The sequence below is a fragment of the Rhodococcus sp. APC 3903 genome, assembly GCF_030407755.1.
Taxonomy (GTDB): domain Bacteria; phylum Actinomycetota; class Actinomycetes; order Mycobacteriales; family Mycobacteriaceae; genus Rhodococcus_F; species Rhodococcus_F erythropolis.
Map to the genome: position 1 here is coordinate 46,536 of NZ_JASDCV010000023.1, position 16,821 is coordinate 63,356.

1 protein-coding gene is annotated in these 16,821 nt (G+C 63.4%); it reads left to right on the forward strand.

Annotated elements, in window-relative coordinates; translation table 11 throughout:
* The first annotated feature begins 88 nt into the window (after nt 1-88).
* Nucleotides 89-16,783 carry a non-ribosomal peptide synthetase gene (locus QMA15_RS26450; RefSeq protein WP_290287150.1) on the forward strand — a complete coding sequence of 5,565 codons (16,695 nt, stop codon included), beginning with the start codon at nt 89-91 and terminating at the stop codon, nt 16,781-16,783.
* The last annotated feature ends 38 nt before the right edge of the window (nt 16,784-16,821 follow it).

The window sequence follows — 16,821 nt, forward strand, 5'->3', positions numbered from 1 at the left end:
GCACCTTCACGTTCCTGGGTAGCCTACCCTAAACTTGCGAGGGTGTTCGTCGTTCGATGAGCATGAACGACGATGATCGGATTTCTCGATGTCTGACCACTCTCAGGTAGCTCACCCGTCTGTATCGGGCGGTGGCGATCTGGACGCAACGCTCCCGGCGACGGCCGCTCAGCGTGAGGTGTGGGTTGCTCAGAACGTCGATCCGAGCAGTCCGGTCTACAACATCGGACTTGTCGTCGAGGTCGACGGGACGATCGACGTCGAGCGCGCGGCAGCGGCGATCAAGGCCACAGTCGGGCGCGTCGAAGCGCTGTTCGTGCACTTTCGGGTGGATGCTGACAACCAGCTGATCCAGGTGCCGATTCCGGATGCGCGCTGGGACGTGGAAATTCTCGACCTTCGCGCCGAGGCGGATCCCGATTCGACTGCGCAGTCGTGGATGGACACCGATATGGCTCGGGTCTTCGGTGCGGACGATCTGCTGTTCCGCCAGGTGCTTCTGCGAACTGCTGACGACCGAGTCATCTGGTATCAGCGCTATCACCACAGCGTGGTCGACGGGTACGGCATCTCGCTCATCGTCGCCGACGTCGCCGAGCGGTACGACGATCCGAACCTCGAGACTGCGGCGCCGGTGTGGTCGCTCGATGCGGTGGTGGCGGCCGATCTGGAATACCGGAACTCTCCGCGGTTCCAGCTCGACCGTCAGTACTGGGTCGAACGAGTTGAATCAGGACCGGAAGCAACGCGGATTCTGCATGGGCAGGTGGATGATTCGCTGCCGCCGATCGCGGCGATGCTCACGCTCGACGTCGATCGTGCAGCGCAGCTCTATCGCTATGCCGCCGACGCCGGGATTCGGCGAACTCGCCTGCCCATGGCTGCGCTGATCGCGTACATTGCACGAACCACCGGACAGCACGACGTTGTCGTCTCGGTGCCGATGGCCGCTCGGGTGGGTCGCGACATGCGGCGCACTCCCTCGATGGCGTCGACGATTCTGCCGCTCGGTATTCGGGTCGAACGCTCGGAAACCATCGGCCAGTTGGCAACTCGTCTCGATACCGCCTTGATCTCGATACTCAAGCACGGGCGGTACCGGGGAGAGGATCTCGCACGCGACGTGCGAGCAATCGATCCCGACCGCCAGGTCTTCGGTCCCGGCATCAACTCGATGATGTTCGAACACACACTCACCTTCGGCGGCTGCCCGGTGCGCGTGCGTAATTCGGTGACCGGTCGGGTCAGTGACCTGGATCTGAGCGTGCGCGGTGGTCAGGACGGGGAACCGATCGAGATCGACGTCCGCGCCCCGGCCGGATTCGACAGGGAGTTGGCCGATCACACCGCCAGAATCGAACAGTTCCTCGATCGATTCGTGGCCGAGCCGCAGCTTCCGATCTCGGCACTCGACCCCATGTCGCCCGCGGAGCGTGAACTCGTTCTCCATGGGTGGAACGACACCGCAGAACCGCAGCCCGTGACGACGGTGCCGGATTTGTTGCGCAGCAGCTTCTCGGCCGATCGGGGCGCTGTCGCCGTGGTCGACGGCAATGTTCGGCTGACCTACGGCGAGCTCGAAAGTCGGGTATCGCAGCTCGCCGCGCACTTGATCTCTCGCGGTGTCGCACCCGAAACCGTTGTGGCGATCGGCCTTCCGAGATCCGCCGAGATGGTGGTGGGGTTGTTGGCCGTCATGTGCGCCGGCGGCGCCTTCGTGCCACTGGATCCGTCCTGGCCCGCAGAGCGCCGCGAATCGGTACTCACCGATGCCGGTGCCACATTGGTGCTCACCTCGGACGGCGTAGACGACTCCGTATTGGTCGATCTCTCCGCGTGGGCGTACGAGGACGGGCCTTCGGACCTGTCCGAGATAATGACCTCCGGCATTCGTATTCACGGTGCCCAACTCGCATATGTCATTTTCACGTCCGGCTCGACCGGACGTCCGAAGGGCGCCATGATCCGCCACGAGGCAATCTGCGCAAGGTTGCTGTGGCAGCGGGAGCGGATTCTCGGGTTCGGGTCCGGCGATGCCTCTCTGTTCAAAGCCCCACTCTCGTTCGACATCTCGATCAACGAGATCCTGCTCCCGCTCGTCTCCGGCGGTCGATTAGTGATCGCGAAGCCAGAGGGGGAACGCGACCCGCAATACCTGCTCGACCTGATCGCCGGAGAATCGGTCACCTTCGTCTACCTGGTCTCGTCCATGCTCGACATCCTTCTGGACCTGGCGAACGAGACCGATCAGCTCGATTCGTTGAAGCACGTGTGGTGCGGCGGTGAGGTTCTCACGCCTGAACTCTTCGATCGGTTCCGTGCCCAACTGTCTACGACGCTGTATCACGGATACGGGCCCGCCGAAGCGACCATCGGTGTCTCCCATGTGATCTACCGCGAGGACGCGGAACGAATCGCCACATCCATCGGCCGACCGAACCCCAACACTCGTTTGTACGTGTTGGACGGTGACCTGCAGCCGGTTCCGGTCGGCACCGGCGGCGAACTCTACGCAGCGGGCTTCTTACTGGGGCGCGGATATGTGGGCGCGTCGGCGTTGACCGCGTCTCGTTTTCTTGCAGATCCCTTTGTTTCCGGTGATTTGGCCGGATCCCGGATGTATCGCACCGGTGACTTGGCTCGATGGACCGCCGACGGCACCCTCGACTTCCTGGGGCGCACGGACAATCAGGTGAAGATTCGTGGCATGCGCCTAGAACTCGAAGACGTCGAAGCCGCCGTGATCTCACACCCCGGAGTGCGCCACGTGGCAGTTCTGGTGCGTCAAGCACCCACAGGTGCAAAGTATCTCGCCGCGTACGTGAGTGCAGCGTCGGGGACGAACCTTGCGGTCGACTCACAGGACATTCGCGAGTGGGCGGCGAGCAAGCTGCCCGACTACATGGTCCCGACCACCGTCACTGTCCTCGACGAGTTTCCGCTCACGGCCAACGGCAAGCTCGACCGTCGAGCGCTTCCTGAGCCCGATCTCGCCGAACTGAGTGCACACGTCGCCGCGAGAAACGAAGTCGAACAACAATTCTGCACGTTGATCGCGTCGGCGGTAGGTCTCGAATCGGTTGGCGTGACCGACGATTTCTTTGCACTGGGCGGTGACAGCATCGTCGCGATCTCGCTCGTGACCGCGGCTCGTGCAGCCGGTTTGTCGATCAGTCCACGCGAGGTGTTTCAGCTGCGCACCGCCGAGGCGATGGCGCGCGCCCAGTCCGGCCGAACGGCTGAGATCGTCGATCATGCGGACGAACCGATCGGCCACGTAGCCACGACGCCCATCGCTGCCAGGGCCCTCGGGACGCCGGACGCAGCACGAACCTTCCATCAGCGAGCGCTGATTCAGACTCCGTCAGCTTTGACGTCCGAGCATGTCGAGGCGGCGCTCGATGCCCTGGTGGCACGCCACGATGCACTTCGTGCGAAGTTGACTTCCGAAGGAACGCTGCTTGTTCCGGTCACCAACGAATTGGCTGTGGTCTTCGAGACCCGTGCGCTACCGGTGCCGCTCGAAGAATGCGGACCGCTGATCGTCGCCGAGACCGAGCGAGCCGTCAGGCGTCTGAACCCGGCAGACGGCACGATGGTCAGTGCTGTTCTTTTCACCACTGCGACCGGTCCCGGAAGACTGTTGCTTGTCATCCACCACGCGGTCGTCGACGGTGTCTCCTGGCGCATCATCCTCGAAGACCTTGCGCGCGCGGGTATCGCAGCGATACAGGGCGACGAACCCTCACTCGCTCCGGTCGGCACGTCGGTGAGAAGGTACGCCGAACTCGTTTCGGAGGCGGTCGGAGCCGGGCGACTGGACTCGGAGATCGAGTTCTGGGACTCGGTGACTTCCGCACAACAGTCACCTCTCGGCCGTCGGGCACTCGACCCGACAGTTGACCTCGCGCGCACCGCCGCGGCGCGATCGATCACCCTGCCTCCGGAATTCGCCGATCGGTTGTTGGGCAGTGTCCCACGGGCATTCGGGGCCGACGTGAGCGAAGTGCTGATCACCGCATTGGCCGTTGCGCTGAGCAAGTGGAGCGGTGCCGCATCGGTGACGATCGACTTGGAAGGGCACGGACGCGACGAAGACATCGTTCGCGGTGACGGCGCTGCGCACGTCGACCTGACACGTACTGTCGGATGGTTCACCACGGTATTCCCGGTTGCACTCGAAATCGATACAGCCGCTCCGGATCTCGAAGCGAGCGGTGAGTTGGCGGTGGTTCTCAAGAGCGTCAAGGAGCAACTTCGACGCGTCCCGAACGCAGGCTTCGGGTACGGCGCATTGCGATACCTCGGCAGCTCGGATCAGTTGCGCAGCGTCGCAGCACCCGAGGTGGTGCTCAACTATCTGGGGCGCACTGCAGTTGCAGAGGGGGACTGGTTCCCGGTGTCGATGGACGGCGCTGCCGATCCGTCCATGCCGTTGGGTCACGCGTTGTCTGTCGACGTCGTAGCCGAGGAGGCGGCCGGTGGGCCACGACTGAGGGCCACTCTGACCTGGGCGTCGAATATCTTCCTGCGTAGCGATATCGACAGGTTTGCGCGGTTGTGGCTGGACTCGCTCAAGGCCGTGTCCGGGCTCGCAGCCTTCGGCGGCGCGACACCGTCCGACTACCCTCTGGTGGCGCTCACTCAGGCCGATGTGGACGGGTTGCCGAAGGCAGAAGAGATTCTCCCGCTCACTCCGTTGCAGGAAGGGATCTACTTCCATTCGGCTTTTGCCGATCCGGGGGCTGATCAGTATGTCGTGCAACAGGTCGTGGAGCTGACCGGCGCCGTGGACAGCGCGGCTCTGCGCCGTGCGCTGCAATCCGTCGTGGATCGACACGAGGCGCTGCGCACCGGATTCTCGGTCCTGGGCGACGGCCGGGTCGTGCAGGTGGTGCACCCGAGCGTCGTCGTGGAGATGGCAGTAGTCACGGATGCCGGCGCCGACGTGGATGAACTGCTTTCCGCCGACCGCGCGCGCGGGTTCGACCTCGCGCAGCCGCCGCTCGTCCGTTACACACTGCTCCGTGCCTCTTCGGAGAAGTACCTTCTGCTGCAGTCGATTCACCATGCGGTTGCAGACGGATGGTCGGTCCCGGTGATGCTGCGGGAGCTGATGGCGTCGTACACCGTTGGCGATTCCGGCGTGGTGCTTCCGGGTCCGGCGCCGTACCGCAGCTACCTCGAATGGTTGGCCGGCCACGATCACGAGGCTTCGGCAGCGGTGTGGAGAAAAGCACTGAACTCTCCCGGGCCCGCGGTCGAACTTCCCGCGCCGAGCGCGGGCAGCAGCGGTGTCCATGCTACCCGAGTCGGGCTGTCCGCCAGTGATACTCGCGCGCTGTCGACCACCGGACGCTCCCATGGTTTGACGCTGAGCACGCTCGTGCACGGCGCCTGGGGACTGGTGCTCGGCCGAATGACCGGCCGAACAGACGTGCTGTTCGGATCAACCGTATCGGGACGCGGTGGAGACCTGCCCGGCATCGAGTCCATGGTGGGCTTGTTCATCAACACTGTGCCGGCGCGGTTGCGGTTCGACCCGGCAGAGACAGCTGCGCAAGCACTTTCTCGTTGGCAGAGGGAACAATCGGAACTACTCGACCATCAGTACCTGGGGCTACCGGAACTGCGGCGGACCGGCGGACTGGAGCAGAACTTCGAATCACTGGTCGTGTTCGAGAACTATCCACTCGGTGACACGGCAATCGCTGATCCGACGAACTCGGTGCGACTGACGGGAATTCGATTCGACGAGCGACCGGCCTACCCGCTGACCCTGATCGTCGTCCCCGGCGATCAATTGGCGTTGGAATTGAAGTACGACGCTGCTCAGGTGGACGGCGATGCCGCTGCGTCGCTGGCCGAAGCTCTCGCAGTCGCACTCACCGAGCTCTCTCGCGATCTCGACCAGGTCATCGGCCGGATCGCGCTGGCACCCGCACAGCCGGGTAGCATCGGCACGGCCTTGGATCGGCCGCGCGCAACGCTGACCGAGTTGCTGCAGGATCAAGCCGGGCGTACGCCCGAAGCCACCGCAGTGATCTTCCGTGAAGAGTCGTTGACCTACGCCGAACTTCACTCTCGCGCTGATCGTTTTGCGCATCTGCTGCACGAACGTGGCGTCGGACGCGAATCGTTGGTAGCGGTTGGCTTGCCGCGCTCGGTCGATCTGATGGTTGCGATACTCGGCATCGGGAAGGCCGGGGGAGCATACGTTCCGCTCGACACCGGCTATCCGGCGGAGCGGCTGACGTACATGCTCGACGACGCCGATCCGGTGTGCGTCGTGGTGTCGGAAGATTCTTCACTCGATTCGGGTTCGGTTCCGCGGGTGACGGTATCGGAGTCCGCGCAGTTCCCAGCCGAACCGCTGAGTGTCCCAGGATCGCCCGCCGATGCCGCGTACATGATCTACACCTCGGGTTCGACCGGTCGTCCCAAAGGCGTTGTGGTCACCAACGAGGGTGTGGTCAACCGATTGCTCTGGGCACAGCAGATACGTCCGCTGGACTTCTCCGACCGGATGCTGCAGAAGACCCCGTCGAGTTTTGACGTCTCCGTCCCCGAATTCTTCTGGCCGTTCCTGGTGGGGGCAACTCTGGTGATGGCCGAGCCGGACGGGCACAAGGATCCGGGCTATCTGGCCGACGTCATCGTCGAACATTCCGTGACCCGAGTGCATTTTGTTCCGTCGATGCTGGAAGTTTTTCTTGCGGAGCCGAAAGCAGCACTGTGCTCTTCCCTCGAGATCGTCAACTGCAGCGGTGAGGCACTGCCCGTTCACGTTGCACGCAAGGTTGCCGAGATCCTGCCGAACGTTCTGGTGGACAACCTCTACGGCCCCACCGAGGCCGCCGTCGACGTCAGTTGGCAGCCGTCGGTGCAGGAAACTCCGGCAGACGCGGTCAGTGTCCCGATCGGCGCACCCGCCGTCAATACCGGCCTGTTCGTTCTCGATCCGTATCTGCAGAACGTTCCGGCCGGTGCCACCGGTGAGCTGTATCTGGCTGGACCACAACTGGCGCGTGGTTACCACGGACGTGGGGGATTGACTTCCGAAAGATTTGTGGCGAATCCGTACAGCGACGGCGGCTCGCGGATGTACCGGACCGGTGACATCGTGCGGTGGAATGCCGACGGCGTTCTCGAGTACCTCGGCCGTGTCGACGAGCAGGTGAAGGTTCGTGGATTCCGCATCGAGCTCGGTGAAATCGAAGCGCAGTTGGCATTGTGCCCCGGAGTCTCGGCAAGTGCCGTGATCGTCCGAACCGACGGTCCGAGTAACCGCGCACAGGTGGTCGCCTATCTGGTCGGAGATGCTGATGACGCTGCGGTTCGAGGGCAGTTGTTGTCCGTGCTACCGGGGTTCATGGTGCCAAGCGCGTTCGTGCGGCTCGAGTCGCTGCCGCTGAGCCCGAGTGGCAAGCTCGACCGAAAAGCCCTACCGGCACCGGATTTCGCGGCACAGGTGGGCGAAACGACGGGAGTAGTTTCCTCGGGCGTTGCCGACCTCCTCGCCAGGCATTTCGCGACGGTTCTCGGCCTGCCACGCGTCGGGGCACGCGACGACTTCTTCACTCTCGGCGGCGACAGTATCCTGGCGATCCGACTGGTCAACCTGGCTCGTCGTGATTCGGTAGTACTGACCCCGCGTCAGATCTTCGAATTGCGCACTCCCGCTGCGATCGCCGCAGCGGTGGGTGATGTCGCCACGTCGGTTGCCACCGTCACAGCCGACATCGGCGTGGGTGAGCTGGTTCCGCTGCCGGTGGTGCACCGCTTGTCCGAATGGACGGGTGGTACCGATCGCTTCAACCAGGCAGTTCTGATCCACTCTCCGGCAACACCTCTCGATTCGATCACCGGTGCATTGCAGGCCGTGCTCGATCACCACGACGGACTTCGCCAAACCTTGATCCGGCATGACCGCGGAATGTGGTCGGCGCGGATCGAGGAACCCGGCAGTATCCGGGCAGCGAACCTTGTCGTACGCGTTGATGCTCGGGGACTGGATGACGCCGAGTTGCGGACGCTCATCACCGAACGTTCCGAGTGGGCGACCAGTCGATTGGATCCGTCTGCAGGACGGATGGTCTCGGTGGTCTGGTTCGATTGCGGCGCTGAGAATCTGGGCCGACTCGCGATAGTCGCGCACCACCTGGTCGTGGACGGGGTTTCGTGGGGAACCCTGCTCGAGGATCTCGCGATGGCCTGGGTGGCCGTCGAGGCCGGAGAGCCCGCAGCATTGGACGCCGTCGGAACTTCGCTGCGTACCTTCTCCCGCACGGTGGCCGAACACGCAAGCAGTGCTCATCGATTTGCCGAACTCGATCACTGGCTGACCGTGACCGCTCCGGGCGCGGAGTTGATCCCCGGTACCGCGAGCTATGCCGTTGTATCCGGAGGCTCGAGGCGCACGGTCACGGTGGACGGAGCAATCTCCGAGGCGGCACTCGGAACGGTTGCGGCCATGCTGGGTGCTGAGGGAACGGATGTTCTGTTGGCTGCGTTGGCGATGTCGGTCGATCGCTGGCGTCGTTCCACCGGTCGCAGTGAGCGCGAACTGCTGGTCGATCTCGAAAGGCATGGCCGCGAGGAATTGGTACCCGGGACCGATCTGTCGCGAACAGTCGGCTGGTTCACCACGATTGCCCCGATGCGACTGCTCGGCGGAACCGACCCGGTGGACACGCTGCGCGAAGTGAAGGAGAGCCTGCGGGCGGCTCCGGACGGCGGTATCGGCTACGGGATGTTGCGGTACGTGAATGCACGTACGGCATCGAGATTGGCGGGGCGCTCCGAATCTCAGATCCTGTTCAATTATCTCGGACGTACGACGACAGCTGGATCGACAGCATGGTCCCTGGCAGCGGAATCCGAAGCCATGTCCACCGATCCCGACGCAGACATGGGAGGTCCGTATCGGCTGATCGTGAATGTCGTCAGCGTGGATTCGGAACTCCGTGCCGACTTCGCTTGGGCAAGTGAAGATTTGTCCGAGGAGGATGCGCAGTCACTCTCCGACGGCTGGGTTTCGGCGCTCGGCGATCTGGCGGCTGCGGCCGCGGAGCATGACGGGCCTCCCATCCTGACCCCGTCCGATGTGCCGTTGCTCGACCTGAGTCAGGCCGAGATCGACGCGATATCCGATGCGAGCCCGGCGGGTGTCAGCAGCATCCTCCCACTCTCACCGTTGCAGGAAGGCCTGTACTTCCAAGCCGGCTACGCAGGCAGCAGCGACAGCCGCAGTGGTGGAGACATCTACACGGCACAGTTCTCGATGGACTTCGGGCACACCCTCGATGTCGACAAGTTGGCTGCGGCCGCCCGGACACTTCAACGACGAAATCCCACGTTGCGAGCGGGATTCGTGAGCGAAGGACTGAACGAGCCCGTGCAGTTCTTCAGTGTGGGACTCGATGTTCCCGTCGCCGTCCACGATCTCCGTCAACTCGACGACTCGGCTGCTCGTGAGCGCGCCGAGGCCGTCGCCGCCCAAGACAGAGTGACTCCATTCGACCTGACCGCGCCGCCGCTGTGGCGGATGAGCGTGCTGCATCTGCCCGGCGGACATGATCGACTGGTGATCAACCGGCAGTTCCTGTTGTGGGACGGCTGGTCCAACGGCCTTGTCGTCAGCCAGCTTCTGGCGCTGTACGACACCGGCGGGGACGACAGCGCATTCGGCGAACCCGAGGGGTCGTTCGAGGCCTACCTCGCCTGGTTGGCCGACCGCGACGGTGCAGCCGCCGACGCGGGGTGGCGCGGAGCGCTCGCAGGACTCGAGGAGCCGACGCTTGTTGCCGAGCCGACGCCCGGCGTCGAACCTCAGCTTCCGGATCGCCGCGATGCGGTTCTGTCGGAATCGCTTTCGCGTGCATTGCGTGAGCGCGCTGCCGCGTCCGGCGTCACGTTCAACACGGTACTGAACGCAGCGCTGGCTCTGGTGCTGGCGTCGGCCACCGGTCGACAGGACGTCGTCTTCGGCTCCACGGTTGCCGGAAGGCCGCCGGAGGTACCGGGAATCGACACCGTGGTGGGCATGTTCCTCAACACCGTTCCCGTTCGGCTGCAACTGGATCCGAACGAGAGCGTCGAGGAACTTCTTCGTCGCACTCAGGCGGATCGACTTTCGCTGATGCCGTTCGACTATCTCGGATTGGCCTCGATCCAGCGTGTTTCCGAGCATCGTCAACTGTTCGACGTGCTGATGGTCCTGCAGAACTTCGTGGACGAGAAGCAAGTCGACGCACTCAATGCCGCACACGACGTGAGCGGCAGCGACAGTATCGATCACACGCACTATCCGCTGACCGTCGTGGTCACCCCGGGTGCCACCGTCACCGTCAAGTTCGAGTTCCATCCGCACCTGGTGACCGCGCGCCGAGCCGAGGACCTACTGGGTCACTTCGTCGATCTGCTGCAGAGTTGGTCGCACGACATGACGGGATCGGTTGTCGCATCTCCGGTTCCCGCAGTAGGGCGGCTGACACAGATCCGGGATTTGCCGGAGCGCACCATTGCCGACCTGTTCGAAGAGGTGGCGTCGACGCAACCGAACGACACGGCACTCGTGTTCGGGAAGCGTCGGATGACCTACGCCGATCTCGACGGCGAGATCAATCGGATGGCGCGGTTGCTGATCAACTACGGCGCCGGGCCGGAAAAGATCGTGGCTCTTGGCCTACCGCGCTCGGTGGACATGGTCGTCGCGCTCTTCGCGGTACTGCGCACGGGCGCTGCCTACCTACCCCTCGAACTCGACCATCCGGCCGAACGGTTGGCCGTGATGATCGACGACGCAGATCCGGTCGTGTTGCTGACGACACTCGCCGCCGCACCGAAATTCGAAGGCGCGGACGTCCGCACCGCGGACATTCGGACCATCGTGCTCGACGAGCCGGACACTGCGGCAAGGCGACTGACGATCTCGGCGCGGGCACTCTCCGCGGCGGAACTCGGAGCATTCGCCCCGGGAGCACCGCATCGGCTCGACCACCCCGCGTACGTCATCTACACCTCCGGTTCGACCGGCAAGCCCAAGGGCGTGGTCACCGGTTACCGCGGCTTGACGAACATGCAGTTCAACCACCGCGAGGCGATCTTCGAACCGGTGATCGCCGCGACGGGCCGGCGCCTGCGGATCGCGCACACCGTGTCCTTCGCCTTCGACATGTCGTGGGAGGAACTTCTGTGGCTCGTGGAAGGTCACGAGGTCCACATCTGTGACGAGGATCTGCGTCGTGATGCCGAGGCGCTCGTTGCATACTGCGACGCACAGGAAATCGACGTCGTCAACGTGACACCGACCTACGCGACGCACCTGATCGACAGCGGGCTGCTCGACGACGGTGTGGGACAACACCGTCCGCCGCTGGTCCTGCTCGGTGGTGAAGCCGTTCCGGATTCGGTGTGGAACAGGCTGCGCGAGACCGAGGGAACCGTGGGCTACAACCTCTACGGTCCGACGGAATACACGATCAACACTCTCGGCGGCGGAACGACCGACAGTGACACCCCGACGGTGGGCAAGCCGATCTGGAACACCACGGCGCACATTCTCGACGGCTGGCTGCGACCGGTCCCCGATGGAGTTGCCGGCGAACTGTACATTGCCGGAGCCGGTTTGGCTCGCGGCTACCTCGGACGCTTTGCGCTCACGTCCGAGCGCTTCGTCGCAGATCCGGCCGGGACCGGAGAACGTATGTACCGCACCGGGGATCTGGTGCGGCGACGCGCTGACGGCAACCTGGACTTCCTGGGCCGCACCGACGACCAGGTGAAGATCAGAGGTCACCGCATCGAGCCGAGCGAAATCGTCTCCGTTCTCGAATCCGACGAGCACGTGCGGCAAGCAGCGGTCGTGGTCGACGTCGGGGCGGGCGGAGTCAAGAGACTCGTCGGCTACGTGACGCCCGTGCAGCTCGGCGCCGCGCACGACTACCGCGCGCAGGCGCGAGTTCGCCTACCCGACTACATGGTTCCGGCCGTGGTGATCGAGGTGGAGTCTCTACCGATGACCGTCAACGGCAAGCTCGACGTCAAGGCACTGCCCACGGCCGATTCGGTGCTGGGGGAGCGGAGTGGGGAGTCGATTGCACCGCGTAACCACACGGAAGAGGTTCTCTGTGAGCTCTTCTCCGACGTACTCGATGTGGACGACATCGGTGTCGACGACAACTTCTTCGACCTCGGTGGGCACTCGCTTCTGGCCACCAAACTGATCAGTCGAGCTCGGATCGCCATTCCGAACAGTCTGACCATGCGTGATCTCTTCGAAGCGCCGACCGTCGCGGAACTCGCGGAACGCATTGTGGTCGAGCAGGGATCGACGCGACCGATGCTGGTAGCGAAGCCGCGGCCGGACCACCTTCCACTTTCTGCCGCTCAACAGCGTTTGTGGCTGATCGGACAGATGGAAGAGAACTCCGCGGCCTACAACTTCCCGATCGTGCTCCGCTTGGACAGTGCATTGGACGCGGACGTCTTCGCCGCGGCGCTGGGTGACGTCGTTGGACGACACGAATCCTTGCGTACGGTGTTCCGGTTGGTGGACGGAACACCGGAACAGATAATTCTCGAATCGGCGAAGGTTCCGGTCGAGACAGTTCATTCACGGGAATCCGGTGTCGCCGGCGAAGTTGCAGTGGCAGTGGGCCGTCCGTTCGACCTTTCGAACGAGATTCCGATCCGCGCCCGTCTGATCCGAGTAGACGGTGCCGTAATCGTCGTGATCGTCCTGCATCACATCACAACGGACGAATGGTCCGATCGGCCGTTCCTGCGCGATCTGATGTCTGCCTACTCCTCTCGGATTCAGGGCGAGGAGCCAGCTTTCGAACCGCTACCGGTTCAGTACGCGGACTACACCCTGTGGCAACGGGAATTGCTCGGCAGCGCCGACGATCCGTCGAGTGTCCTGAGCACGCAGTTGGACTTCTGGGCGAAGAGTTTGGACGGAGCCCCCGAAGAACTGCTGCTTCCCACCGACCGGAGCCGACCGGCCAGACCGAGTTTCTCCGGTGGCGCAGTGGTAACACGGTTGGGTGTGGACACAACTGCCGCACTGCGAGACCTGGCGCGCGAGAGCCAGAGTTCGATGTTCATGGTCCTGCACGCGGCGTCGGCGGCGTTGCTGACTGCGCTCGGAGCGGGTGAGGACCTTCCCCTCGGCGCTCCCGTGGCCGGACGTAGTGAACAGGGGCTCGACGACTTGGTCGGCTTCTTCGTCAATACGATTGTGCTGCGCACGGATACGTCAGGTAACCCGACGTTCCGAGAGTTGGTGGATCGCGTTCGCGAGGGCGACCTCGAGGCCTTCGCCAACGCCGATGTTCCCTTCGAAACTGTGGTGGAACGCCTCAATCCGTCGCGCACCTTGGCACGCAACCCGCTTTTCCAGGTCATGGTCGGCTATCACAGCCGCGAGGAGATGGGCGGGGATCCGTTCGAACTCGAGGAGTACACAGCCAAGTTCGATCTGGTGTTCAACTTCACCGAGTACCTCGGCGACGAAGGCTGCATCGACGTCCGACTCGAATACGGCAGCGACCTCTTCGATCGCGAAACAGCACAGCGAATTTCGAACCGATTGGAATCGGTGATCGCGGCAGTTGTGGAATCGGCCGACATTGAGATCGGCGACATCGACATCTTCTTGCCCGGCGAACTCGAGCAAGTTGTCACCTCGTTCAACGACACCGCCGTCGACGTGCCGGAGGAAACGTTCTACGACGCCTTCGCGCGTGGGGTCGCTGATACACCCGAGGCGATCGCGGTGCGCGACGAGGCGGGGCAGGCCACGTACCGCGAGCTCTCCGAGCAATGTGATCGGATAGCTGGCGTGCTGTATCGGCGCGGGGTCTCGGTCGAAGACGTGGTGGGACTTGCCGTCCCGCGTTCGGTGGAGATGGTTGCCTCGGTCCTCGCGGTGCTCAAGCTGGGGGCAGCGTATCTACCCCTGGATCTGAGCCACCCGAGCGAGCGCGTCGCCTACATGCTCACCGATTCTCGCACCTCCGTACTACTGTCCACCTCGGAGGAAAGCTCGCGGATCGAGGATGTGGTCGGCGTCGAGCGAATCCTCTTGGACGAGCCGCTGATCCGAGCGGAACTGGACGAGGCAGTGATCGTCGAAACTCCCAGGCCACCAGTTGGCGTCAACCACGCGGCCTATGTCATCTACACTTCGGGATCGACCGGCAAGCCGAAGGGCGCCGTCCTTTCCCATGACGGTATTCCGAGTCTTGTTGCGACAGCCGAGGTTCGGATGCGACTGGTACCGGGTTCGGTGGTGATGCAGTTCGCTTCGGTCGGCTTCGACGTTGCGGTATTCGAATTGGCGATGGCTCTGTGCACGAGCAGCACCCTGGTGATCGTGCCGCAGAGCGCACGAGTGGCCGGCCCGGCGTTGACCGATTTCATGACGAGCAATCGCGTGACTCATGCAATCATCCCTCCCTCGTTGCTGGCCGCCCTGCCGGCGGGATGTGAAGTACCGCAGGGTTGCACGGTGTTGGTCGGAACCGAGACGGTTCCGCCCGAGCTGATCGGGCGATGGGCGGAGCGGCTGAATTTGCTTGCCGCGTACGGACTCACCGAAGCCACGGTGAACAACACACTGTGGCAGGCGGAACCCGGTTGGAACGGTGCTGTGCCCATCGGAGTCCCCGACCCCAACGAACAGGCGTACGTGCTCGACGATCAACTGCGTCCGGTTCCGCCGGGAGTATCCGGCGAGCTGTACATCGCGGGACGCGGCCTGGCGAGAGGCTACCTGGGCCGGTTCGATCTGACGGCACAGAGATTCATCGCCGATCCCTTCACCGCGGGCGATCGCATGTATCGCACCGGCGACCGAGCGCGGTGGCGCTCGGACGGGAACATCGACTTCCTCGGCCGCGTGGACGATCAGGTCAAGATTCGCGGTTTCCGAATCGAATTGGGTGAAATCATCGGAGCTCTCAGTGCCCATCCTTCGGTGAAGCAGGCAACGGTCGTCGCGGATCGGCAGGGCGAAATCACGCGCCTGGTCGGTTACGTGTCACCCGAACCCGGTGCTGTGGTGGATACGACGGCAGTGCGAAATCTCGCTGCAATGTCGTTGCCCGATTACATGGTCCCGACCATGGTTGTCGCTCTCGATGGTCCGCTCCCGTTGACGCCCAACGGAAAGCTCGACCGCAAGGCGTTGCCCGCTCCGGACTGGTCGGAGTTGGCGGGTGATGTTGCTCCTCGCACTGCCGTGGAGTCCACGGTTGCAGCTGCCTTCGCGGAGATATTGCAACTCCCGAGCGTCGGAGTCCACGACAGTTTCTTCGAACTAGGTGGACATTCGATGGCTTCGATGAAACTGGTCGGTCGCATTCGTGAAGCGTTCGGCGTGGACGTCAGTATTCGAGACGTGTTCGACGCACCGAGCGTTGCGGAGTTGGCGGCAGTCGTTGCGCGTTCGGAGGGTGGACGCCCGGTCCTGGCGCCGGCGGCGAGGCGTCCGGAGACCATGGGTCTGTCTGCGCCGCAACGTCGTCAGTGGGAGTTGTTCCGCGCAGCCGGCGAGCACCCGCAAGCAAGCCACGCGCTGGCGCTGACCCTGAATTCGAAGATCGATCCGGAGATTCTCGGGCACGCTTTGGACGATGTGACGTCGCGGCACGAACCCCTGCGGACCACCTTCGTCGAGGTCGACGGCATCGTCGTGGCAAGAGAATCGGTGCGGCCGACTGTCGATGTGGTCGATGTCGGCGCCGGCGATGTGGGTCGAGTGGTGTTCGAACTGGCTCAACTTCCGATGGATCTGCGTGAGCAATCGTCGTTGCGGGTTCATCTGGTGCTCGGTGAAGACGGCTCTCGGACACTGCTTCTCGTCATGCACTACATCGCCGTCGACGAGTGGTCCGTAGTGCCGCTGCTGGGAGATCTGGTCTCTGCTTATGCAGCCAGGTCGCAGGGAGATCAACCGATCTGGGACGAGCTTGCGTTGACCTACGCCGACTACACCGTGTGGTCGGACGAGCTGTTGGGAGACCCCCTGGACGTCGACAGCCGTGCGTCGAAGCAACTTGCGTACTGGCAGGATGCGCTCGACGGAATACCGACCAGTGTGAATCTTCCGTTGCCGGAAGATGACTCGGAACCTCGGGGTGATGTGGTCTCTGTCGACATCGACGCGGATCTGCACGCCAGAATCGACGCGCTGGCTGCGCGCACCGGGACGAGCATGTTCATGGTCCTTCAGGCTGCGCTGGCCGCCGTTCTCACGAAGGCCGGGGCGGGTACCGATCTTCCGATCGGTTCATTGGTTGCGGGCAGGTCGGATCCCCGTCTCGAACCGATGATCGGATCCTTCTTCAATGTTGTTCTCCTGCGCACGGATACGTCCGGTAGTCCGACGTTTGCAGAATTGCTCGGTCGGGTGAGGGAAGGCAACCTGGAAGCGCTGAGCAATCAGGACGTCTCGTATGTGTATGTCGAGCAGGCTCTGGGTAATCCGGCGTCCATGAGACCTCAGGTGATGGTGATCCATCACCAACAGGCGGATTTGGAGGGGCTCGGCGACTTCGGTTCTCTCGTACCGATTCCGGTGGGAGTGCCCGATGCGGATTTGACGTTGAGTTTTTACGAGCCGGTGGGCGAAGGGCCTGTTTTTGCAACGCTCGGGTTCCGTGCCGACCGCGTCGATGCGGGCGCGGTCCGTGAATGGGCAGGTCAGCTGGTCGACGTGATCGAGGCTGCGGCCATCGCCGAAGGGGATGACGTGAGTGAAGGGGCGAAACTATGACATACGTCGCATCGCTCCGCGGGGTCGACCGCTATACG

Bases quoted from the DNA above. Each gene is read 5' to 3' on its own strand.
- QMA15_RS26450 (WP_290287150.1), top strand. From the start codon at position 89: ATGTCTGACCACTCTCAGGTAGCTCACCCGTCTGTATCGGGCGGTGGC.